Raw genomic sequence first — 22,597 nt, 5'->3', positions numbered from 1 at the left:
TAAGTTCCTTGAATGCAAGGGCATTCCGTCAGGAACAGACCCTCAGCACTTCTTCGTTGCAGGTCAGTGCACGGGCCACTTTGGCCTCGCCGCAGGCGCGCAAACTCTGCAACCCCTCAGCCAGCGCCTGGCGTTGCAGGCTGGCGAGGTCGGCCCCCTTGCCGATGCGCGCGCGCAGGGCATCACTGGGCACCAGCAGCTCGAACAGGCCGGTGCGGCCATGAAAACCGGTGCCGCGGCAGGCCTGGCATGGTTGGCCGCCGAGCAGGCCGCCAGCCTGGCAAGCCTGGCACGACAGGCGTACCAGGCGTTGGGCCATGACGCCGGCCAGGGTGGCCCGGATCAGGTAGTCGGCGACCCCCAGTTCCTGCAGGCGGGTAATGGCGCCCACGCTGTCGTTGGTGTGCAGGGTCGACAGTACCAAGTGGCCGGTGAGCGCGGCCTGAACTGCCACCAGGGCGGTTTCGCGGTCGCGTATTTCGCCGATCATGATGATGTCCGGGTCTTGGCGCAGCAGGGCGCGCACGCCATTGGCAAAGCCCAGTTCCAGCGCTGGTTGCACCTGCAACTGGTTGAACGAAGGCTCCAGCCGCTCGATGGGGTCTTCGATGGTGCATAGGTTGACCTCGGCAGTGGCGAGCTGCTTGAGGCTGGCGTACAGCGTGCTGGTCTTGCCCGAACCGGTCGGCCCGGTGACCAGCAGGATGCCCTGGCGGCGCTGCAGCAGGGCCAGCCATTGCGCCAGTTGCTCACCTTCAAGGCCCAGTTGCTGGAAGCCTTCCTGCAGTTGCTGCGGGTCGAACAGCCTCAGCACCAGCTTTTCGCCGAAGGGCGTCGGTAGCGTCGACAGGCGCAGCTCCACTTCACTGCCGCTGGGCAGCCGGCTTTTCACCCGCCCGTCTTGCGGCCTGCGCTTCTCGGCAACATCCATGCGGCCCAAGTGCTTCAGGCGGCTGACAACGGCCAGGGCCACGCCCAGCGGAAAGGCGTAGACGCTGTGCAGCAGCCCATCGATGCGGTAGCGCAAGCGGCCCTGGCTACTGCGCGGCTCCAGGTGGATATCGCTGGCGCGCTGCTCGATGGCGTACTGCAGCAACCAGTCGACGATATGCACGATATGGGCATCGTCGGCGTTGGCTTCGGGGTGGCGCTGGCCTAGCTCTAGCAACTGCTCCAGCTCGCCCAGGCGGGTAGATTGCTGGTGCTGCGCGCCTTGTACCGAATGGGCCAGGTGCGACAGTGACTGGCCCAGTTGGCGGATTTGCACCGGGCTGGCCAGCACCCGCCGCACGGGTTTGCCCAGGCTGCGAGCCAGGTCCGCTTGCCAGTGCTGCTGGTAGGGCTGGGCGCTTGCCACGGTGATGGCGTTGGCGTCGTTGGCAATGACCAGAATGCCATGGCGCTGGGCGAAGGCGGGTGACACCAGGCCGTTGACCTGGGCCAGGTCGAGTTGCAGCGGGTCGATGCGCAGGTAGGGCTGGCCGACCTTCTGTGCCAGCCATTGGCAAAGGCTGTCCAGGTGCAGTTGCTGGCCGGGATGACGGCGGTCTTCCAGGCCCAGGGCGGCGATGGCTTCCAAGGGGTGATGGCTGGCGTAGCGGGCGGCCTGTTCGCGTACCTGGAGGGCATCGCTGGCGGCCAGGTGTTGGTCGGCTTGCAGGGCGTCGAGTAGGTGGGTGAGGTTGAGGGCGTTGTCTTCGGGGGTGTACATGGGGGGCTTCCGTGCCGGGTTGGGATACCTGGGGAAGGCTAGTTGGGTTGGGTGGGGGGTATCGGACGGGAATGGTTTCGGGGTTTTGCGGTGCTTTTGCGGGCCCTTTCGCGGGGCAAGCCCGCTCCTACAACGATTGCATGGTGGAAGGGGTACGATATTATTTATGCGTTTAGATGCTTATTTGGGAATCATTCATGCAAGGTGAACTGGACACTTACGACCGGCGCATTCTCGAACTGCTGCAGGAGGACGCATCGCTGTCCAGTGCGCAGATCGCCGAGCGGGTCGGCCTTTCGCAATCGCCGTGCTGGCGCCGGATTCAGCGGCTGAAAGAGGAAGGTGTGATCCGCGGGCAAGTGACACTGCTCGATCGCAAGAAAATCGGGCTGAACACGCAGATCTTCGCCGAGGTGAAACTCAACGCCCACGGGCGCTCGAACTTTACCGAGTTCACCGAGGCAATCCGCGGTTTTCCAGAGGTGCTGGAGTGCTACGTGCTGATGGGTGCGGTGGATTTTCTGCTGCGCATCGTCACCTCGGATATCGAGGCGTATGAGCGGTTCTTCTTTGAAAAACTGTCGAACGTGCCGGGAATTCAGGAAGTGAATTCGATTGTGGCGCTGTCTGAAATCAAGTCCACGACCAGCCTGCCACTGGCTAGGTGACCATCACAAGCATTGCTCGCGCCTACGGGGCCGCTGGGGCCTGGTAGGAGCGAGCGCAGCTCGCGATGGGCGAAGCGCTGGCATCACGCCTTGAGCAGGTGCTTCCAGCCGCGGCTCTGGTCGATGGCCCGGGCCTGCTCGATACGCGCTTCCAGCACTTCATCGCTGATCGGCAGTTCCGCCAGCTCGTGCAGTTTCTTCAGGTCGCCATACAGGCGGTCCATCTGCGGCGCTTCGAGCACCTGGCGGGCATGGTGCAGCCAGGCCAGCAACTGCTCGATACGCGGTAGTTGCTCAGCCAGGTCTTCTGGGCGCTGGGCGTACAGTGCCAGCTTCAGCGAGCGGCCTTCTTCACCCAGCAGGTGCGCCAGCCAGCTGGCCAGTTGCGCCTTGCCCTGGCGCTCGCCACGGCCCTTGCGTTCCACGGTCCAGGCCCGGCCCAGCAACCAACGCGAGGTCTCCAGGGAGAACTGGCCCCAGCGCACGTCTTCGAGTTCTTCGATGAACTGCTCAGGTGCGGCGCGGCGGATGTCTTCGTCGTCATTGCCGGCTTGCACCAGCGGGCGCCAGTCTTCCAGCAGCGCGTCGAGGCTGGCGCGCAGCTCGCGGGTGGTGGGGCGCGGCGCAGCCTGGCCCAGGCTGGCCACCAGGGCGCGCAGTTCGGCCAGGCACTGCACCCAGTCTTGCAACAAGCGCCAGTGGCCATTGTGGCGATACTGCTCGGCCAGGCGCTGGCTGCTGCCCAGCAGCTGCCAGGCCAGGGCGGCGAAGGCATCGTCCACGGCCATTTCGGCGTCCAGTTCCGCACCTGGCAGGCCCAGCTCGTAGCTGTCCGGCTCCAGCAGGCGGTAGCCGCGCTCGGCCTTGCTGATATCGCAGGGCATCAACGGCAGGCTGGCGGCCAGCTCGGCGGCCAGTTCCAGCAGCGCTTCAGGCGCACCTTCGCGCAGCTCCAGCTCCAGCTCGCAGATTGCTTCTTTCTGCTTGCCCGCGATCACGAAGCCTTGGTCCAGCGCGGCCTCGATCACCACCTTGCTCTTGCCGCGGCCCCAGGCGATTTCGGCGAACTCGCGGGTGAAGTCGGTGGTGAACAGCGGTTTGATGGTTTTCTTGTCCAGCCCGGCCAGTTGCTCGGGCCAGCAGGTGGCGTCGAGCTTCTTCAGGTCGAGCTTGACCTTGTCCAGGTTCCACTCGTATTCGTTGCGCTCGGACAGGCCCGCGACGCTCTGGCCACGGCACTTGAGGGTCTGGATGATGGCGTCGCCATCACGGCGCAGGCGCAGGGCAACGCGGGCGGCGGCCAGCTCGCGCTCGGGGGTGTCGAAATACTGGTTGAGCAGCTCGCGAGTCTGCCAGCCGGACTTGTTGCGCTTTTTCAGCAGGGGGTGCTCACGCAGGGCGGCCAGTGTTTCGCGGCTGGCGCGGAGCTTCAGTTCGGTTTCTTTGTGCATCGCAGGCTCGAAGGAGGGGCGTTTGCCGGGGAGTTTACAGGAGTCGGCCGGCAACGGTTTATTCCAGGCGGCGGATGGTCCTATGATGGGCAACGCTTCCGAGGAGTATGCGCATGCCGTTGCCAACGCTGAAAGACCAGTTTGCCGCCTTGATTGCCGCGCCCTCGGTCAGTTGCACCCAGCCTGCGCTGGACCAATCCAACCGCCAGGTCATCGACCTGCTGGCGGGCTGGTTGGGCGACCTGGGTTTCGACTGCGACATCCGCCAGGTCAGCCCTGGCAAGTTCAACCTGCTGGCCAGCCGTGGCACCGGCCCCGGCGGCCTGGTGCTGGCTGGCCACAGCGACACCGTGCCCTATGACGAACAGCTGTGGGCGAGCGACCCGCTCAAGCTGACCGAAGCCGATGGCCGCTGGGTGGGCCTTGGCAGCTGTGACATGAAAGGCTTCTTCGCGTTGATCATCGAGGCGGTGATTCCGCTGCTGGAGCACGATTTCAAGCAACCGCTGCTGATCCTCGCCACCTGCGACGAGGAAAGCTCGATGTCCGGCGCCCGCGCCCTGGCCGAAGCCGGCCAGCCGCTGGGCCGCGCTGCGGTGATCGGCGAGCCCACGGGCCTGCGGCCGATCCGCATGCACAAGGGTATCCTCATGGACCGCATCGACATCCTCGGGCGCAGCGGGCATTCCTCCGACCCAAGCCTGGGCCACAGCGCCATGGAGGCCATGCACGAGGTGATGGGCGAGTTGATGGGCCTGCGCCGGCAGTGGCAGGAAACCTTCCGCAACCCGCAGTTCACCGTGCCTACGCCGACCATGAACTTCGGCTGCATCCACGGCGGCGACAACCCTAACCGCATCTGCGGCCAATGTGCCCTGGAATTCGACCTGCGCCCGCTGCCGGGCATGGATGTGGAGCAACTGCGCGCCGCCATTCGCGCCAAGCTGCAGCCTGTGGCCGAGCGCCACGAGGTGCGTATCGACTACGCCCCGCTGTTCCCCGAGGTGCCGCCCTTCGAACAGGCCGCCGACGCCGAGCTGGTGCAGGTGGCCGAACGCCTGACCGGGCATCGGGCCGAGGCGGTGGCGTTCGGCACCGAAGCGCCTTATCTTCAGCAGCTGGGTTGCCAGACCATCGTGCTCGGCCCTGGCGACATTGCCTGCGCCCACCAGCCCGGCGAATACCTTGAAATGTCACGAATCGAGCCTACCGTGCGTCTATTGCGTGACCTGATCCGGCACTATTGCCTCAATTAAACGTCAATCGAGCTGATTCGTTCTTGCCTAGAGGAGACGCGCGTGACCGCAAGCCTGTTCCGACGATGATCCTGAACGCCGTGTGATTCACCGTTCTCCGTCCACTTTATCCACAGGCCCCGTCATGCCCGAATACGTCAACTGGCTACGCCATGCCTCCCCGTACATCAATGCCCATCGCGACTGCACCTTCGTGGTCATGCTGCCCGGCGATGGGGTTGACCACCCCAATTTCGGCAACATCGTCCACGACCTGGTGCTGCTGCACAGCCTGGGCGTGCGCCTGGTGCTGGTGCACGGCTCACGCCCGCAGATCGAAAGCCGCCTGTCGGCGCGTGGCCTGACCCCGCACTACCACCGCGGCCTGCGCATCACCGACGCCGCCACCCTGGACTGCGTGATCGACGCCGTTGGCGCCCTGCGCCTGGCCATCGAGGCGCGCCTGTCGATGGACATCGCCGCATCGCCCATGCAGGGCTCGCGCTTGCGCGTGGCTTGCGGCAACCTGGTTACCGCCCGGCCAATCGGCGTGCTCGAAGGGGTGGACTACCACCACACCGGTGAAGTGCGCCGTATCGATCGCAAGGGCATCAGCCGCCTGCTCGACGAGCGCTCCATCGTGCTGTTGTCGCCGCTGGGCTATTCGCCGACCGGTGAAATCTTCAACCTGGCCTGCGAAGACGTGGCCACCCGTGCCGCCATTGAGCTGGGGGCCGACAAGCTGCTGCTGTTCGGCGCCGAGCCTGGCTTGCTGGACGAGCACGGCAAGCTGGTGCGTGAGTTGCGCCCGCAACAGATCGGCCCGCACCTGGCGCGGCTGGGCAGCGACTACCAGGGGGAATTGCTGGACGCTGCCGCCGAGGCCTGCAAGGGCGGCGTGGCACGCAGCCATATCGTCAGCTACGCCGAAGATGGCGCATTGCTGACCGAGCTGTTCACCCGCGAGGGTGGCGGCACCCTGGTGTCCCAGGAGCAGTTCGAAGTGGTGCGCGAGGCGACCATCGACGATGTCGGCGGCTTGCTGGAGCTGATCAGCCCATTGGAAGAGCAGGGCATCCTGGTGCGCCGTTCCCGTGAGGTGCTGGAGCGTGAGATCGAGCAGTTCAGCGTGGTCGAGCGTGAGGGCATGATCATCGCCTGCGCGGCGCTGTACCCGATCGCCGACTCCCAGGCCGGCGAGCTGGCGTGTTTGGCGGTGAACCCGGAGTACCGCCATGGCGGGCGCGGGGACGAGCTGCTGGAGCGCATCGAGGGGCGGGCACGGGAATTGGGGCTCAATACCTTGTTCGTGCTTACCACGCGCACGGCGCACTGGTTCCGTGAACGCGGGTTTGCGCCTAGCGGCGTGGAACGGCTGCCGGCAGCGCGGGCTTCGCTGTACAACTACCAGCGCAATTCGAAGATTTTCGAAAAATCCCTGTAGGCCTGTAGCGCAGCCTGGTAGGAGCGAGCGTAGCTCGCGATGGGGCGCGCAGCGGCCCCAGGCCGTTAGCTTCGCGGCACACGGTGCCAGGGCTGCTGCGCAGCCCATCGCGAGCTGCGCTCGCTCCTACCAGGCCCACCATCAATGGGTGAAAACGCGACTCCCTGTTGGGGGCGGCGTTTTGGCTTACACGGTATGCAGATACCAGTTGTACTCAAGGTCGGAGATCGAGTGCTCGAACTCCTCCAGCTCGCTTTCCTTGCACGCGACGAAAATGTCGATGTACTTCGGATCGATGTACTTGTTCAGGATCTCGCTGTCGTCCAGCTCGCGCAGGGCATCGCGCAGGTTGTTCGGCAGGCTCTGCTCCAGCTGCTCGTACGAGTTGCCTTCGATCGGCTCACCCGGCTCGACCTTGTTGGTCAGGCCATGGTGCACGCCGGCCAGCACGGCAGCCATCATCAGGTACGGGTTGGCATCGGCACCGGCCACGCGGTGTTCGATGCGCACCGCGTCCGGCGAGCCGGTTGGCACGCGCAGGGCCACGGTACGGTTGTCCAGGCCCCAGCTCGGCGCGTTCGGCACGTAGAACTGCGCGCCGAAGCGGCGGTACGAGTTGACGTTCGGGCAGAGGAAGGCCATGGACGCGGGCAGGGTCTCGAGCACACCGCCGACAGCGTGACGTAGCGCGGCGTTCTGCTCGGGATCCTCGCTGGTGAAGATGTTGTTGCCATCTTTGTCCAGCACGGAGATGTGAACGTGCAGGCCGTTGCCTGCCTGGCCCGGGTAGGGCTTGGCCATGAACGTGGTGTCCATTTCATGGTCGTAGGCGATGTTCTTGATCAACCGCTTGAGCAGCACCGCGTAGTCGCAGGCCTTGAGCGGGTCGGCAACGTGGTGCAGGTTGACTTCGAACTGCGCCGGGGCGCTTTCCTTGACGATGGCGTCGGCCGGAATGCCTTGCTCCTTGGCACCTTCGAGGATGTCCTGGAGGCAGTCGGCGTATTCGTCGAGGTCGTCGATCAGGTATACCTGGGTCGACTGCGGGCGCTTGCCCGAGATCGGCGAGCGTGGCGGCTGCGGGCGGCCGTTCACGTTTTCCTGGTCGATCAGGTAGAACTCCAGCTCGAACGCGGCGCAGATGGTCAGGCCCATGTCGGTGAACTTGCTCACCACTTGGCGCAGCACTTCGCGCGGGTCGGCGAAGAACGGCTCGCCTTCGATCTCGTGCATGGTCATCAGCAGTTGCGCGGTGGGGCGCTTCTGCCAGGGTTCGTTGGAGAGGGTGCCAGGGATCGGGTAGCAGATGCGGTCAGCATCGCCGATGTCCAGGCCCAACCCTGTGCTTTCCACGGTGGAACCGTTGATGTCCAGGGCGAAGAGGGAGGCCGGCAGGTTGATGCCTTTCTCGTAAACCTTGTGGAGGCTGGTGCGCTCTATGCGTTTACCACGCACCACACCATTCATATCTGCAATCAGAAGGTCAACGTAGAGAACCTCAGGATGTTCCTTAAGGAACGCGTTCGCTTCGTTAAGCTGAACGGCACGCGGGGGTACCGACATGATGCAACACCTTTGTTGTTAAAAATATCAATCAAGGGGGGCTTGCAGGACCAGTCAATCGAAAAGACAAACTGATGTCAAGCCAACCCCATGATGCCCTGAAATGGCACATCGACGGCAGATTTGCTGCATATCGGGGCGAGCCATTATCCGCTATTTCCTTCGCCAAGGGCTATCTCCGAGGTGCCGTGTTTTATTTTTTACGGAGAGGTTGTGTAAAAAAATGAACAAGGCTAAGCTCGGACTCAACCCAGAACACAATAATACGAGGGTCACATGGTCCGCTTGTCGCGACCTGAACGCGCTGCCTGCGCAGTGCCGTCGGGTATCCCTGCCGTTCCCGCACGCATCCGTCAGCTGCTGGCCTGCATGGCCGCAATAATTGACGCTTGGTGCGCCCGGACCTCTCCTCGTCACACTTTATCGTTACTCTTCTTGTCTACCTGCCCTTTGAAATCGCTGCGGACACGCTCATTTCCAGTGTATCCACAGCGCGCCTGCGCGTGGGTTTTTGCTTTAGCAATCTACTCCATACAGAATCAGGGCGCGGACCACCTTACCTCCTGAGGTATTTATGAGTAACAACCTCGACCAGCTCACCGATTGGTTGAAAGAGCACAAGATCACCGAAGTCGAATGCCTGATCAGCGACCTGACCGGCATCACCCGCGGCAAGATCTCGCCAACCAACAAGTTCATCGCCGAAAAAGGCATGCGCCTGCCCGAGAGCGTGCTGCTGCAGACCGTCACCGGCGACTACGTTGACGACGACATCTATTACGACCTGCTCGACCCGGCCGACATCGACATGATCTGCCGCCCCGACCAGGACGCCGTGTTCCTCGTGCCCTGGGCCATCGAACCCACGGCCCAGGTGATCCACGACACCTACGACAAGAAGGGCAACCCGGTCGAACTGTCGCCGCGCAACGTCCTCAAGAAAGTGCTCAAGCTCTACTCCGACAAGGGCTGGCAGCCGATTGTCGCGCCGGAGATGGAGTTCTACCTGACCAAGCGCAGCGAAGACCCGGACTTCCCGCTGCAACCGCCGGTCGGCCGCTCCGGCCGCCCGGAAACCGGCCGCCAGTCGTTCTCCATCGAGGCCGCCAACGAATTCGACCCGCTGTTCGAGGACGTCTATGACTGGTGCGAACTGCAGCGCCTGGACCTCGACACGCTGATTCACGAAGACGGCACGGCGCAGATGGAGATCAACTTCCGTCACGGCGACGCGCTGCACCTGGCCGACCAGATCCTGGTGTTCAAGCGCACCATGCGCGAGGCCGCGCTCAAGCACAACGTGGCGGCCACCTTCATGGCCAAGCCGATGACCGGCGAGCCGGGCAGCGCCATGCACCTGCACCAGAGCGTGGTCGACGTGGCCACCGGCAAGAACATCTTCAGCAACCCAGACGGCAGCATGAGCCAGCTGTTCCTGCACCACATCGGTGGCCTGCAGAAGTTCATCCCCGAAGCGCTGCCGCTGTTCGCCCCCAACGTCAACTCGTTCCGCCGCTTCCTGCCCGACACCTCGGCGCCGGTCAACGTCGAGTGGGGCGAGGAAAACCGCACCGTCGGCCTGCGCGTGCCGGATGCCGGCCCACAGAACCGCCGCGTCGAGAACCGCCTGCCGGGCGCCGACGCCAACCCCTACCTGGCCATCGCCGCCAGCTTGCTGTGCGGCTACATCGGTATGGTCGAAGGCATCGAGGCCAGCGCGCCGGTTCAGGGCCGTGGCTACGAGCGGCGTAACCTGCGCCTGCCGCTGACCATCGAAGATGCCCTGGAACGCATGGAAAACAGCCGCGCGCTGGTGCAGTACCTGGGCAAGAAGTTCATCACCGGCTACGTCGCCACCAAACGCGCCGAGCATGAGAACTTCAAGCGCGTCATCAGCTCCTGGGAACGTGAGTTCCTGCTGTTCGCTGTCTGATCAACCCTGAGGCCGCCTGTGCGGCCGCCGGAAAATGGAGAGGCACATGAGCGTCAACAACCCGCAAACCCGTGAATGGCAAAACCTGAGCGGCGAGCACCACCTTGCACCCTTCTCTGACTACAAGCAGTTGAAGGAGAAGGGGCCGCGCATCATCACCAAGGCGCAGGGTGTGCATTTGTGGGACAGCGAGGGGCACAAGATCCTCGACGGCATGGCTGGCCTGTGGTGCGTGGCGGTCGGCTATGGCCGGGAAGAACTGGTGCAGGCGGCCGAGAAGCAGATGCGCGAGCTGCCGTACTACAACCTGTTCTTCCAGACCGCCCACCCGCCGGCGCTGGAACTGGCCAAGGCGATCACCGAGGTGGCGCCCGAAGGCATGACCCATGTGTTCTTCACCGGCTCCGGCTCCGAAGGCAACGACACCGTGCTGCGCATGGTTCGCCACTACTGGGCGTTGAAGGGCAAGCCGCACAAGCAGACCATCATCGGCCGCATCAACGGCTACCACGGCTCCACCGTTGCCGGTGCAAGCCTGGGTGGCATGAGCGGCATGCACGAACAGGGCGGCCTGCCGATCCCGGGCATCGTGCATATCCCGCAGCCGTACTGGTTCGGTGAAGGCGGCGACATGACCCCGGATGCTTTCGGCGTGTGGGCGGCCGAGCAGCTGGAGCAGAAAATTCTCGAAGTCGGCGAAGACAACGTCGCCGCCTTCATCGCCGAGCCCATCCAGGGCGCCGGCGGCGTGATCATTCCACCGCAAACCTACTGGCCGAAGGTCAAGGAAATCCTCGCCAAGTACGACATTCTGTTCGTTGCCGACGAAGTGATCTGCGGCTTCGGCCGTACCGGCGAGTGGTTCGGCTCCGACTACTACGGCCTCAAGCCCGACCTGATGACCATCGCCAAAGGCCTGACCTCCGGTTACATCCCCATGGGTGGTGTGATCGTGCGTGACAGCGTGGCCCAGGTACTCAGCGAAGGCGGCGACTTCAACCACGGTTTCACCTATTCCGGCCACCCGGTGGCGGCCGCGGTGGGCCTGGAAAACCTGCGCATCCTGCGTGACGAGCACATCGTCGAGAAGGCGCGCACGGAAGTGGCACCGTACTTGCAAAAACGTCTGCGTGAACTGCAGGACCACCCACTGGTGGGCGAGGTGCGCGGCCTGGGCCTGCTCGGCGCGATCGAACTGGTGAAGGACAAGGCAACCCGCAGCCGTTACGAAGGCAAGGGCGTGGGCATGGTGTGCCGCAACTTCTGCTTCGACAACGGCCTGATCATGCGCGCGGTAGGTGACACCATGATCATCGCCCCGCCGTTGGTCATCAGCCATGCCGAGGTGGATGAACTGGTGGAAAAAGCGCGCAAATGCCTCGATTTGACGCTCGAAGCGATCCGTTGACAGTTTGCTAGGCTAGCGATGTGACATTAAGTCGTTACAAGGCCCTGCTTTCCTTGAAACAGAGCCTTGTAACTTGCCAGACTAGCGGCTGTTTCAGTCGCCGCGCGCCCTGCGCCGTGGGTCCTGGCTGCTGAACAGATGGCTAAATAAAAATTCTGGAGCATGACGCATGAATAAAATGGGCAAGACGTTGCTGGCCGCCGCCCTGATGGGTGCCATGGCCACCGCTGTACAGGCTGAAGACAAGGTACTGAACGTCTACAACTGGTCGGACTACATCGCTCCGGACACCATCGCCAAGTTTGAAAAACAGACCGGCATCAAGGTCAAGTACGACGTCTTCGACAGCAACGAAACCCTGGAGGCCAAGCTGCTGGCCGGCAAGTCGGGCTACGACATCGTCGTGCCGTCGAACAACTTCCTGGCCAAGCAGATCAAGGCCGGCGTCTACGAGGAGCTGGACCGCTCCAAGCTGCCGAACTGGAAGAACCTCGACAAGGACCTGCTCAAGGCCGTTGGCGATGCCAGCGACAAGGACAACCAGCACGCCTTCCCATACATGTGGGGCTCGATCGGCATCGGCTACAACCCGGAGAAGGTCAAGGCCGCGCTGGGCGTGGACAAGATCGACTCGTGGGACGTGGTGTTCAAGCCTGAGAACATCGCCAAGCTCAAGAGCTGCGGCGTGAGCTTCCTGGATGCCCCGACCGAAATGCTCCCGGCCGCGCTGCACTACCTGGGCAAGCCGACCAACAGCACCACCAAGGAAGACCTGAAGGCCGCCGAGGACCTGTTCCTCAAGATCCGTCCTTCGATCACCTACTTCCACTCGTCCAAGTACATCGGCGACATGGCCAACGGCAACATCTGCGTAGCCGTCGGTTACTCGGGTGACCTGGAGCAGTCCAAGGCCCGCGCCCACGAAGCTGGCGACAAGGTCAAAGTGGACTACATCATTCCGAAAGAAGGTGCCGGCACCTTCTACGACATGGTCGCCATCCCCAAGGATGCCGAGCACAAGGACGCCGCCTACCAGTTCATGAACTTCCTGCTGCAGCCGGAAATCATGGCTGAAATCACCAATGCCGTGCGCTTCCCGAACGGCAACGAAGCCGCTACCCCGTTGGTCGACAAGGCCATCACCAGCGACCCGAGCATCTACCCACCGGCTGACGTGAAAAAACACCTGTACGCGATCGCTGCGCCAGACGCGGCCGCCCAGCGTGTAATCACCCGCAGCTGGACCAAGATCAAGTCGGGCAAGTAAGCCCGATGCGTGACCTCTGGGCCGGGGTTTTCCGGCCCAGGGCCAGTGAAAGGCAATTGATGATTGCGGCATCGAAGCTGCGCAGGTAAGTTGCGCGCCGGTTTTGTGTGCGCGGCAGCACTGTACCCCCAAAGCATGCCGTCACCGAGGCACTGATTGTGAGGACCACCCACTTGTCTATTTCTGTACTACGCAAGGCCATGTTGGCTGGAGCGGGCCTGACGCTGGCATGCAGCGTCCAAGCGGCGCCTACGGTGCATTTCTATAACTGGTCGGACTATATCGGCCCGAACACGCTCGCGGAGTTCGAGAAGGAAACGGGCATCAAGCCCGTGCAGGACGTGTTCGACTCCAACGAAACCCTGGAAGGCAAACTGCTGGCCGGCAACACCGGCTATGACGTGGTGGTGCCGTCCAACCATTTCCTCGGCAAGCAGATCAAGGCGGGCGCGTTCCAGAAGCTCGACAAGAGCCTGCTGCCCAATTATTCCAACCTTGACCCGGCACTGATGAAGCGCCTGGAAAAGAACGACCCGGGCAACCAGTACGCCGTGCCTTACCTGTGGGGCACCAATGGCATCGGCTACAACGTCGACAAGGTCAAGGCGACCCTGGGCGTGGACAAGATCGATTCCTGGGCAGTGCTGTTCGAACCCGAGAACATGAAGAAGCTCGCCAAGTGTGGCGTGGCCTTCCTCGACTCGGCGGACGAAATGCTCCCGGCGGTGCTCAACTACATGGGCCTGAACCCCAACAGCACCGACCCCAAGGACTACGCCAAGGCCGAGCAGAAGCTGCTGGCAGTGCGCCCCTACGTGACCTACTTCCACTCTTCCAAGTACATCACCGACCTGGCCAATGGCGACATCTGCGTCGCGGCCGGTTTCTCGGGTGATGTGTTCCAGGCCAAGGCCCGCGCCGAAGAGGCGAAGAAAGGCGTGAACCTGGCCTACGCCATTCCCAAGGAAGGCGGCAACCTCTGGTTCGACGTGCTGGCGATTCCCAAGGACGCCAAGAACGTCAAGGAGGCCCATGCCTTCATCAACTATTTGCTGAAACCTGAGGTTATCGCCCAGGTCAGTGATTACGTCGGTTATGCCAACCCGAACCCCAAGGCTGGCGACCTGATGGACCAGGCCGTGAGGACTGACGCCGCGGTTTACCCACCGCAGGAAGTGCTGGACAAGATGTTCGTGAACTCAGAGCTGCCCCCCAAGGTGCAGCGGCTGATGACCCGTAGCTGGACCAAGGTCAAGTCGGGCAAGTAATTATCCAGACCCGCCGCGGCACCTGCAGAACAGGCCGGGCGGGCACAAAAATCTTGTTGGGAGTTTCACTCATGGCAGTTGCCTCCGGTGCCTATAAAAAAGCCCTCGAGGGTGGCCAGCAACCCAAGCAGGTGCTGGTCAAGATCGACCGGGTCACGAAAAAATTCGACGAAACGGTAGCCGTGGACGATGTGTCCCTGGAAATCCGCAAGGGTGAGATCTTTGCCCTGCTGGGTGGCTCCGGCTCCGGCAAATCGACCTTGCTGCGGATGCTCGCCGGTTTCGAGCGCCCCACCGAGGGGCGGATTTTCCTCGATGGCGTCGACATCACCGACATGCCGCCCTACGAGCGGCCGATCAACATGATGTTCCAGTCCTACGCGCTGTTCCCGCACATGACCGTGGCGCAGAACATCGCTTTCGGCCTGCAGCAGGACAAGATGCCCAAGGCCGAGATCGACGCCCGCGTGGCCGAGATGCTCAAGCTGGTGCACATGACCCAGTATGCCAAGCGCAAGCCTCACCAGTTGTCCGGTGGCCAGCGCCAGCGGGTGGCCCTGGCCCGTTCCCTGGCCAAGCGCCCCAAGCTGCTGCTGCTCGACGAGCCGATGGGGGCCCTGGACAAGAAGCTGCGTTCGCAGATGCAGCTGGAGCTGGTGGAGATCATCGAGCGCGTTGGCGTGACCTGCGTGATGGTGACCCACGACCAGGAAGAGGCCATGACCATGGCCCAGCGTATCGCCATCATGCACCTGGGCTGGATCGCCCAGATCGGCTCGCCAGTGGACATCTACGAGACCCCCACCAGCCGCCTGGTGTGCGAATTCATCGGTAACGTCAACCTGTTCGAAGGTGACGTGGTCGACGACGCCGAAGGCCACGCGATCATTGCCAGCCCGGAGCTGGAGCGCAAGATCTACGTCGGCCACGGCATCACCACCTCGGTGGAAGACAAGCACATCACCTACGCCCTGCGCCCGGAAAAGCTGCTGGTCACCACCAGCCAGCCGGACTTCGAGCACAACTGGTCGCGCGGCAAGGTGCACGACATCGCCTACCTGGGCGGCCACTCGGTGTTCTACGTGGAGCTGCCGAGCGGCAAGATCGTCCAGTCGTTCGTCGCCAACGCCGAACGCCAGGGCGCACGCCCGACCTGGGGCGATGAAGTGTACGTGTGGTGGGAAGATGACAGCGGCGTGGTACTGCGGTCATGAAACCTCGCAAGCTCAAGCGAGCCATCCAGCGTTTGATTCCGGAGGGGCGGCATGTGGTGATCGGGATTCCGTTCATCTGGCTGTTCCTGTTCTTCATGCTGCCGTTCTTCATCGTGCTGAAGATCAGCTTCGCCGAAGCCGACGTGGCGATCCCGCCGTATACCGAGATCTACACCTACGTCGAAGACAAGATTCAGTTGGTGCTCAACCTGGCCAACTACGGCCTGCTGACCGAAGATGAGCTGTACATCTCGGCCTACCTGGGCTCGCTGAAGATGGCCTTCTTCAGCACCCTGCTGTGCCTGCTGATCGGCTACCCGATGGCCTACGCCATCGCCAACGCCAAGAAAGAGACGCAGACGGTTCTGCTGTTGCTGATCATGATGCCGACCTGGACCGCGATCCTGATCCGCGTCTATGCCTGGATGGGCATTCTCAGCAACAACGGGCTGCTCAACGGCTTCCTGATGTGGACCGGGCTGATCGACCAGCCGCTGCAGATCCTCAACACCAACCTGGCGGTGTACATCGGCGTGGTCTATTCGTACCTGCCGTTCATGATCCTGCCGCTGTTCGCCAACCTGGTGAAGCACGACCCAAGCCTGCTTGAGGCCGCATCGGACCTGGGTTCGAGCACCTTCAACAGCTTCTGGAAGATCACTGTGCCGCTGTCGAAGAACGGCATCATCGCCGGCTGCATGCTGGTGTTCATCCCGGTAGTGGGCGAGTTCGTGATTCCTGAACTGCTCGGCGGCCCGGAAACCCTGATGATCGGTAAAGTGCTGTGGCAGGAGTTCTTCAACAACCGTGACTGGCCGGTGGCATCGGCGCTGGCGGTGGTGATGCTGGCGATCCTGATCGTGCCGATCCTGCTGTTCAACCGCAGCCAGGCCAAAGAAATGGAGGGCAGGGCATGAAGCGCTTTGGTTTTTCCAGGCTGATGCTGGTGCTTGGCCTGCTGTTCATCTACCTGCCGATGCTGATCCTGGTGATCTACTCGTTCAACGCCTCGAAGCTGGTGACGGTGTGGGGTGGTTGGTCGGTGAAGTGGTACGTCGGCCTGCTGGACAACACCCAGCTGATGGGTTCGGTGATGCGCTCGCTGGAAATCGCTTGCTACACGGCGGTGGCGGCGGTGGCGCTGGGCACCCTGGCGGCCTTCGTGCTGACCCGGGTCACCCGCTTCAAGGGCCGCACGCTGTTCGGCGGCCTGGTTACCGCGCCGCTGGTGATGCCTGAGGTGATTACCGGCCTGTCGCTGCTGCTGCTGTTCGTGGCCATGGCGCAGATGATCGGCTGGCCGCAGGAGCGCGGCATCGTCACCATCTGGATCGCCCACACCACGTTCTGTGCGGCGTATGTGGCGGTGGTGGTATCGGCGCGCCTGCGCGAGCTGGACCTGTCGATCGAGGAAGCGGCGATGGACCTGGGTGCCAAGCCGTGGAAGGTGTTCTTCCTGATCACCATCCCGATGATCGCGCCATCGCTGGCGGCGGGCGGCATGATGTCGTTCGCCCTGTCGCTGGATGACCTGGTACTGGCCAGCTTCGTGTCGGGCCCGGGTTCGACCACCCTGCCGATGGAAGTGTTCTCGGCGGTGCGTCTGGGCGTGAAGCCCGAAATCAACGCCGTGGCCAGCCTGATCCTGCTGTCGGTGTCGTTGGTCACCTTCTGCGTGTGGTACTTCAGCCGCCAGGCCGAAGAACGCCGCCGCAAGGCGATCCAGCAGGCAATCGAGGAAGGCGCGGCCGCCAACGCCTCGCAGCCCCAGGTCAAGCGCCCGGCCCAAGTGCCAGCGTCCGCCTGATTCGCCAGCGCGGCGCATCGCGAGCTCCGCTCGCTCCTACAGGCATTGTGCAGGCCTGGTAGGAGCGAGCAAAGCTCGCGATGCGCCGCCAGGCGGCGCTCGATCCTCAATGACTAAAACCTCCCCTCCTGCCCCGCGTCAGTGATGTTTATCGAACCCTGATCTACGCTAACAGTCGCATTCCACGAATCATTTGCGCGCAAGCCAGGAGCCTGCATGTCGCTCTCGCGTCCGCTGTTGTTCGTTGGTCTGGGGCTGGCTGTCACGCTCGCGGGCTGTAGCAAGGAAGAAGCGCCCCAGTTGCTGCCGCGGGTTGGGGTGGCGCGGGTCGAATCCACGGACTTCGCCGCCAGGGTTACCCTCACCGGCGACGTGCAGGCGCGGGTGCAAACCGACCTGTCGTTTCGCGTGGGCGGCAAGATCATCTCGCGCAGTGTCGACGTGGGCGACCACGTCAAGGCCAACCAGGTACTGGCCCGGCTCGACCCCAAGGACCTGCAGAACAACGTCGACTCGGCCAAGGCCGAAGTGTTCGCCGCCCAGGCGCGCGTCACCCAGGCCAGCGCCGCCTTCGTCCGCCAGCAGAAGCTTTTGCCCAAGGGCTACACCAGCCAAAGCGAATACGACTCCGCCGAAGCCGCCCTGCGCAGCAACCAGAGCGCGCTCAAGGCCGCCCAGGCGCAGTTGGCCAACGCCAACGAACAACTGAGCTACACCGCGCTGGTGTCCGAGGCCGACGGGGTGATTACCCAGCGCCAGGCCGAAGTGGGCCAGGTGGTGCAGGCGACCATGCCGATCTTCACCCTGGCCCGCGACGGCGAGCGTGACGCGGTGTTCAACGTCTACGAGGCCTTGCTGGTGGCCCCGCCCAGCGACGCAGGCCTCACCGTGAGCCTGCTCGACGACCCCAAGGTCCAGGCCCAGGGCGTGGTGCGCGAAGTCACCCCTACCGTGTCGGCCCAGAGCGGTACGGTGCAGGTCAAGGTTGCCTTGAAGAATGTGCCAGCCGCCATGCGCCTGGGCGCGCCGGTGACCGCGACCGGCAATACCCAGGGCCGCCCAAGCGTCGAGTTGCCCTGGTCGGCGTTGACCAAGGCATTGAAGGAGCCCGCCGTGTGGGTGGTGGGCGAGGGCGACAAGGTGGAGCTGCGCAAGGTCGAGGTGGGCCGCTACCTCACCGGCAAGGTGGTGATCGCCCAAGGGCTCAAGGGCGGCGAAACCGTGGTGGTCACCGGGGGGCAGTTGCTTCACCCCGGCATGCAGGTGGAAAAGGTCGACGTCAAGGCGCAGGGAGCCGAGCCATGAAACGCATGCTGCTGATGCTCCCGATAAGCCTGCTGCTGGCCGCCTGCGGCAACCAGGAGCAGGCCGAAGAAGCACTGCGCCCGGTGCTGTGGGTGAAGGTCGAGCCCCAGGTGCAGGCGCAACTGGGCCGCTTCGCCGGCAGTATCCAGGCCCGCTACGAAAGCACCCTGGGCTTTCGCGTGGGTGGGCGCATTGCGCGGCGCTGGCTGGACGTTGGCGCCATGGTCAAGCCGGGCGACACCTTGGCCACGCTGGACCCCACCGACCAACAGAACCAACTGCGCGCCGCCGAAGGCGACCTGGCGCGGGTGCAGGCGCAGTGGATCAACGCCCAGGCCGATGCCCGGCGCCAGCAGCAGCTGTATGACCGCGGGGTGGGCGCCAAGGCCAGCCTGGATATCGCCCAGACCAACCTGAAAACCACCGGTGCGTCGCTGGAGCAGGCGCGTTCATCGCTCAGCCAGGCCCGTGACCAACTCGACTACAGCACCCTGCGCGCCGACCACGCCGCCGTGATCACGGCCTGGCAAGCCGAGGCCGGGCAAACCGTGACCGCCGGTCAGGCGGTGGTGACCCTGGCCCGGCCAGACGTGAAAGAGGCGGTGATCGACTTGCCGATCAACCTGGCCGAGCAGTTGAACCAGAACCTCACCTTCACCGTCGCTTCCCAGCTCGACCCGGCCATCAACACCACGGCCAGCCTGCGCGAGCTGGAGCCGCAAGCCGACGCCACCACGCGCACCCGCCGTGCCCGCCTGACCCTGGCCAGCACCCCTGTGGGCTTCCACCTGGGCACGGCCATCAGCGTGACCCTGAGCTCGGCCGTGACCCCGCGCAGCGAACTGCCCCTGAGCGCCTTGCTCGAACGTGACGGCAAAACCCAGGTGTGGGTGATCGACCCGCAACAGAAAACCGTGGCCACCCGTGACGTGGCCCTGATCAGCCGCACCGACCACAGCATCGTCCTGGCCTCGGGCGTGCAGCCCGGCGAGCGGGTAGTGACGGCGGGCGTCAACAGCCTCAAGCCTGGCCAGAAGGTCGCCTTCGACGAGGATGCGCAATGAAAGGAAGCTTCAACCTCTCCGAATGGGCGCTAAAGCACCAGTCCTTCGTCTGGTACCTGATGTTCGTTGGCCTGCTGATGGGGATTTTCTCGTACTTCAACCTGGGCCGTGAGGAAGACCCGTCGTTCACCATCAAGACCATGGTGATCCAGACCCGCTGGCCTGGCGCGACCCAGGACGAAACCCTGTACCAGGTCACCGACCGCATCGAGAAAAAGCTGGAGGAGCTGGACTCGCTCGACTACGTGAAAAGCTACACCCGCCCCGGCGAGTCCACGGTGTACGTATACCTGCGCGACACCACCAAGGCCAAGGACATCCCGCAAATCTGGTACCAGGTGCGCAAGAAGATCCAGGACATCCGCGGCCAGTTCCCCGACGGCATCCAGGGCCCGGGTTTCAACGACGAGTTCGGCGATGTCTACGGCTCGATCTACGCCTTCACCGCCGACGGCCTCACCCTGCGGCAGTTGCGCGACTATGTGGAGCAAGCCCGCGCCGAAGTGCGGGAAGTGCCCAATATCGGCAAGATCGAGATGATCGGCACCCAGGACGAGGTGCTTTACCTGAACTTCTCGACCCGCAAGCTGGCGGCCCTGGGCATCGACCAGCGCCAGGTCATGCAGGCGCTGCAGTCGCAGAATGCGGTGACCCCGGCAGGGGTGATCGAGGCCGGCCCCGAGCGCATCTCGGTGCGCACCACCGGCCAGTTCGCCTCGGAAAAGGACCTGCAGGGCGTCAACCTGCGCATCAACGACCGCTTCTTCCGCCTGGCGGATATCGCCGCGATCGAACGCGGCTACACCGACCCACCCTCGCCGATGTTCCGCTACAACGGCCAGGCCGCCATCGGCCTTGCGATCGGCATGAAGGCCGGGGGCAACATCCAGGTGTTCGGCGAAGCGCTCAAGGAAAAGATGAAGCGCGTGACCAACGACTTGCCCGTGGGCGTGGGCGTGCACACCGTGTCTGACCAGGCGGTGGTGGTGGAGAAGGCCGTGGGCGGCTTCACCAGCGCCTTGTTCGAGGCCGTGGTGATCGTGCTGGCGGTGAGTTTCGTCAGCCTCGGCGTGCGCGCCGGGCTGGTGGTGGCGTGTTCGATCCCGCTGGTGCTGGCCATGGTCTTCGTGTTCATGGAATACAGCGGCATCACCATGCAGCGGATTTCCCTGGGCGCGCTGATCATCGCCCTTGGCCTGTTGGTGGATGATGCAATGATCACCGTGGAGGTGATGGTCACACGCCTGGAAATGGGCGAGAGCAAGGAGCAGGCGGCTACCTTTGCCTACACCTCCACGGCCTTCCCGATGCTCACCGGCACCCTGGTCACGGTGGCGGGCTTCGTGCCGATCGGCCTCAATGCCAGCTCGGCGGGCGAATACACCTTCACCCTGTTCGCGGTGATTGCCGTGGCGTTGATGGTGTCGTGGGTGGTGGCGGTGTTCTTCGCCCCGGTGCTGGGCGTGCATATCCTCGACAGCAAGAAGATGAAGGCCCATGACGCCGAGCCTGGGCGCATTGGCTGTGGCTTCGAGCATGGCCTGCTGTGGTGCATGCGCCACCGCTGGCTGACGGTGGTGGGCACCGTGGTGCTGTTCGCCTTGTCGGTGTTCTGCATGCGCTTTGTGCAGAACCAGTTCTTCCCGTCGTCGGACCGCCCGGAAATCCTGGTGGACCTGAACCTGCCGCAGAACGCTTCCATCGAAGAAACGCGCAAGGTGGTGGACCGCTTCGAGGCCACCTTCAAGGGCGACCCCGACATCGTCAGCTGGAGTACCTACATCGGCCAGGGCGCGATCCGCTTCTACCTGCCCCTGGACCAGCAACTGCAGAACCCCTATTACGCTCAGTTCGTCATCGTCAGCAAAGGCCTGGAGGAGCGTGGTGGCTTGATCGCGCGGCTGCAGAAGCGCCTGCATGAGGACTTCGTCGGCATCGGCAGCAACGTTCAGTCACTGGAAATGGGCCCGCCAGTGGGCCGGCCGATCCAGTACCGGGTCAGTGGCAAGGACATCGACCAGGTGCGCAAGCACGCCATCGAACTGGCCACCTTGCTCGACCAGAACCGGCACATCGGCGAAATGATCTACGACTGGAACGAGCCAGGAAAGGTGCTGCGCATCGAGATCGCCCAGGACAAGGCGCGCCAGCTGGGCCTGTCGTCCGAGGACGTGGCCAACGTGATGAACAGCATCGTCACCGGCGTGCCGATCACCCAGGTCAACGACAGCATCTACCTGGTCGACGTGGTGGCCCGCGCCGAGGACAGCGAGCGTGGCTCGCCCGATACCCTGCAAAACTTGCAGATTCTCACGCCCAACGGCAGCTCGATTCCGCTGCTGTCGTTCGCCACCGTGCGCTACGAGCTGGAGCAGCCGCTGGTGTGGCGCCGTGACCGCAAACCGACCATCACCATCAAGGCCTCGGTCAATGGCGAAATACAGCCCACCGACCTGGTGGCGCAGCTGAAACCGAAAATCGACGAATTCGCCAGCAAGCTGCCGCTGGGCTATGAAGTGGCCACCGGGGGCACGGTGGAGGAGAGCGGCAAGGCCCAGGGCCCGATTGCGGCGGTGATTCCGCTGATGCTGTTCCTGATGGCGACCTTCCTGATGATCCAGCTGCACAGCGTGCAGAAGCTGTTCCTGGTGGTCAGCGTGGCGCCGCTGGGGCTGATTGGCGTGGTGCTGGCGCTGGTGCCCACGGGCACGCCGATGGGCTTTGTGGCGATTCTGGGCATTCTGGCGCTGGCGGGCATCATCATTCGCAACTCGGTGATCCTGGTGACCCAGATCGACGAATTCGAGGCCCAGGGCCTGTCGCCATGGGACGCGGTGGTGGAGGCCACCAACCACCGGCGCCGGCCGATTCTGTTGACTGCGGCGGCGGCGAGCCTGGGCATGATCCCGATTGCCCGCGAGGTGTTCTGGGGGCCCATGGCCTACGCGATGATCGGCGGGATCATCGTGGCGACCCTGCTGACATTGCTGTTCCTGCCGGCGCTGTATGTGGCCTGGTACAAGATCCGCGAGCCCCAACACTGAACCCTTGTAGGAGCGGGCTTGCCCCGCGAACACCGGCACAGCCGGTGCCAGGCAATGCAGAACTTGGCACCGGCTTTGCCGGTGTTCGCGGGGCAAGCCCGCTCCTACAAAGGCCGTGGGTCATTTCTGAAAAATGGTTATATAAACATTCTTAAACAGTATTTTTAAGAATATCTCCGCCTCACTACTATTGCCCTCAAGCCAGGCGCAAACCC

The 22,597-nt window shown here is 63.5% G+C and carries 15 protein-coding genes and 1 pseudogene; 13 read left to right on the top strand and 3 right to left on the bottom strand.

What is annotated here, in order from left to right; translation table 11 throughout:
• Nucleotides 1–28: 28 nt before the first annotated feature.
• Entirely contained in the window at nucleotides 29–1,711 is a 1,683-nt protein-coding gene (locus tag F3J44_RS04740) for a GspE/PulE family protein (RefSeq protein WP_167270868.1), read from the bottom strand.
• Between the two features lie 197 nt (nucleotides 1,712–1,908).
• Here F3J44_RS04740 and F3J44_RS04735 point away from each other — a divergent pair, with 197 nt between their 5' ends.
• A complete protein-coding gene (locus F3J44_RS04735; RefSeq protein ID WP_167066743.1) occupies nucleotides 1,909–2,379 on the top strand; it encodes an Lrp/AsnC family transcriptional regulator in 471 nt (156 codons plus the stop codon).
• A gap of 83 nt (nucleotides 2,380–2,462) precedes the next feature.
• Here the strand turns inward: F3J44_RS04735 and F3J44_RS04730 are convergent, their stop codons facing one another.
• The gene (locus F3J44_RS04730) at nucleotides 2,463–3,830 is read right to left on the bottom strand and encodes an inorganic triphosphatase (RefSeq protein ID WP_167270866.1); all 1,368 of its coding nucleotides are present in this window, start codon (nucleotides 3,828–3,830) and stop codon (nucleotides 2,463–2,465) included.
• Nucleotides 3,831–3,943: 113 nt separating this feature from the next.
• On the opposite strand from F3J44_RS04730, the gene argE reads away from it, so the two are divergent.
• Both argE and argA read left to right on the top strand, forming a co-directional pair.
• A complete protein-coding gene (argE, locus tag F3J44_RS04725; RefSeq protein WP_167066749.1) occupies nucleotides 3,944–5,086 on the top strand; it encodes an acetylornithine deacetylase in 1,143 nt (380 codons plus the stop codon).
• Between the two features lie 124 nt (nucleotides 5,087–5,210).
• A complete protein-coding gene (gene argA, locus F3J44_RS04720; RefSeq protein WP_167066753.1) occupies nucleotides 5,211–6,509 on the top strand; it encodes an amino-acid N-acetyltransferase in 1,299 nt (432 codons plus the stop codon).
• Between the two features lie 186 nt (nucleotides 6,510–6,695).
• On the opposite strand, the gene F3J44_RS04715 is transcribed toward argA, so the two are convergent.
• Nucleotides 6,696–7,964, bottom strand: a complete 1,269-nt coding sequence (locus F3J44_RS04715; protein ID WP_370526431.1) for a glutamine synthetase family protein — start codon at nucleotides 7,962–7,964, stop codon at nucleotides 6,696–6,698.
• Nucleotides 7,965–8,646: 682 nt separating this feature from the next.
• Here F3J44_RS04715 and F3J44_RS04710 point away from each other — a divergent pair.
• The 10 genes and pseudogenes from F3J44_RS04710 to F3J44_RS04665 all read left to right on the top strand — a co-directional run bounded on the left by F3J44_RS04710 (nucleotide 8,647) and on the right by F3J44_RS04665 (nucleotide 22,382).
• Nucleotides 8,647–10,005: a glutamine synthetase family protein gene (locus F3J44_RS04710; protein WP_167270864.1), complete on the top strand. Its 1,359-nt coding sequence runs from the start codon at nucleotides 8,647–8,649 to the stop codon at nucleotides 10,003–10,005.
• A 46-nt stretch (nucleotides 10,006–10,051) separates the two neighbouring features.
• The gene (locus F3J44_RS04705) at nucleotides 10,052–11,413 is read left to right on the top strand and encodes an aspartate aminotransferase family protein (RefSeq protein WP_167066762.1); all 1,362 of its coding nucleotides are present in this window, start codon (nucleotides 10,052–10,054) and stop codon (nucleotides 11,411–11,413) included.
• 169 nt (nucleotides 11,414–11,582) lie between these two features.
• Entirely contained in the window at nucleotides 11,583–12,680 is a 1,098-nt protein-coding gene (locus tag F3J44_RS04700) for a polyamine ABC transporter substrate-binding protein (protein ID WP_167066765.1), read from the top strand.
• Nucleotides 12,681–12,880: 200 nt separating this feature from the next.
• A complete protein-coding gene (locus tag F3J44_RS04695; RefSeq protein WP_205299696.1) occupies nucleotides 12,881–13,948 on the top strand; it encodes a polyamine ABC transporter substrate-binding protein in 1,068 nt (355 codons plus the stop codon).
• 71 nt (nucleotides 13,949–14,019) lie between these two features.
• Nucleotides 14,020–15,162: a polyamine ABC transporter ATP-binding protein gene (gene potA, locus F3J44_RS04690; protein WP_167066771.1), complete on the top strand. Its 1,143-nt coding sequence runs from the start codon at nucleotides 14,020–14,022 to the stop codon at nucleotides 15,160–15,162.
• Nucleotides 15,159–16,079 carry an ABC transporter permease subunit gene (locus tag F3J44_RS04685; RefSeq protein ID WP_167066774.1) on the top strand — a complete coding sequence of 307 codons (921 nt, stop codon included), beginning with the start codon at nucleotides 15,159–15,161 and terminating at the stop codon, nucleotides 16,077–16,079. Before potA ends, F3J44_RS04685 begins: the two co-directional genes overlap by 4 nt.
• A pseudogene (locus F3J44_RS04680) lies at nucleotides 16,076–16,820 on the top strand (ABC transporter permease subunit); the annotation flags it as partial. The gene F3J44_RS04685 and the pseudogene F3J44_RS04680, both read left to right, overlap by 4 nt.
• 365 nt (nucleotides 16,821–17,185) lie before the next feature.
• Nucleotides 17,186–18,274 (top strand): efflux RND transporter periplasmic adaptor subunit, encoded by a 1,089-nt coding sequence (locus F3J44_RS04675; RefSeq protein ID WP_167270860.1) that lies wholly within the window; start codon nucleotides 17,186–17,188, stop codon nucleotides 18,272–18,274.
• Nucleotides 18,271–19,338, top strand: coding sequence for an efflux RND transporter periplasmic adaptor subunit (locus F3J44_RS04670; protein ID WP_167270858.1), 1,068 nt, complete (start codon nucleotides 18,271–18,273; stop codon nucleotides 19,336–19,338). Before F3J44_RS04675 ends, F3J44_RS04670 begins: the two co-directional genes overlap by 4 nt.
• Entirely contained in the window at nucleotides 19,335–22,382 is a 3,048-nt protein-coding gene (locus tag F3J44_RS04665) for an efflux RND transporter permease subunit (protein ID WP_167270856.1), read from the top strand. The genes F3J44_RS04670 and F3J44_RS04665 overlap by 4 nt, the downstream gene beginning before the upstream one ends.
• The last annotated feature ends 215 nt before the right edge of the window (nucleotides 22,383–22,597 follow it).

This window comes from Pantoea sp. Tr-811 (assembly GCF_011752535.1).
In the GTDB taxonomy this organism is placed as follows: Bacteria; Pseudomonadota; Gammaproteobacteria; order Pseudomonadales; family Pseudomonadaceae; genus Aquipseudomonas.
Note: the sequence above shows the minus strand (reverse complement) of the source record. Positions and strands in the feature narration are given on the sequence as shown.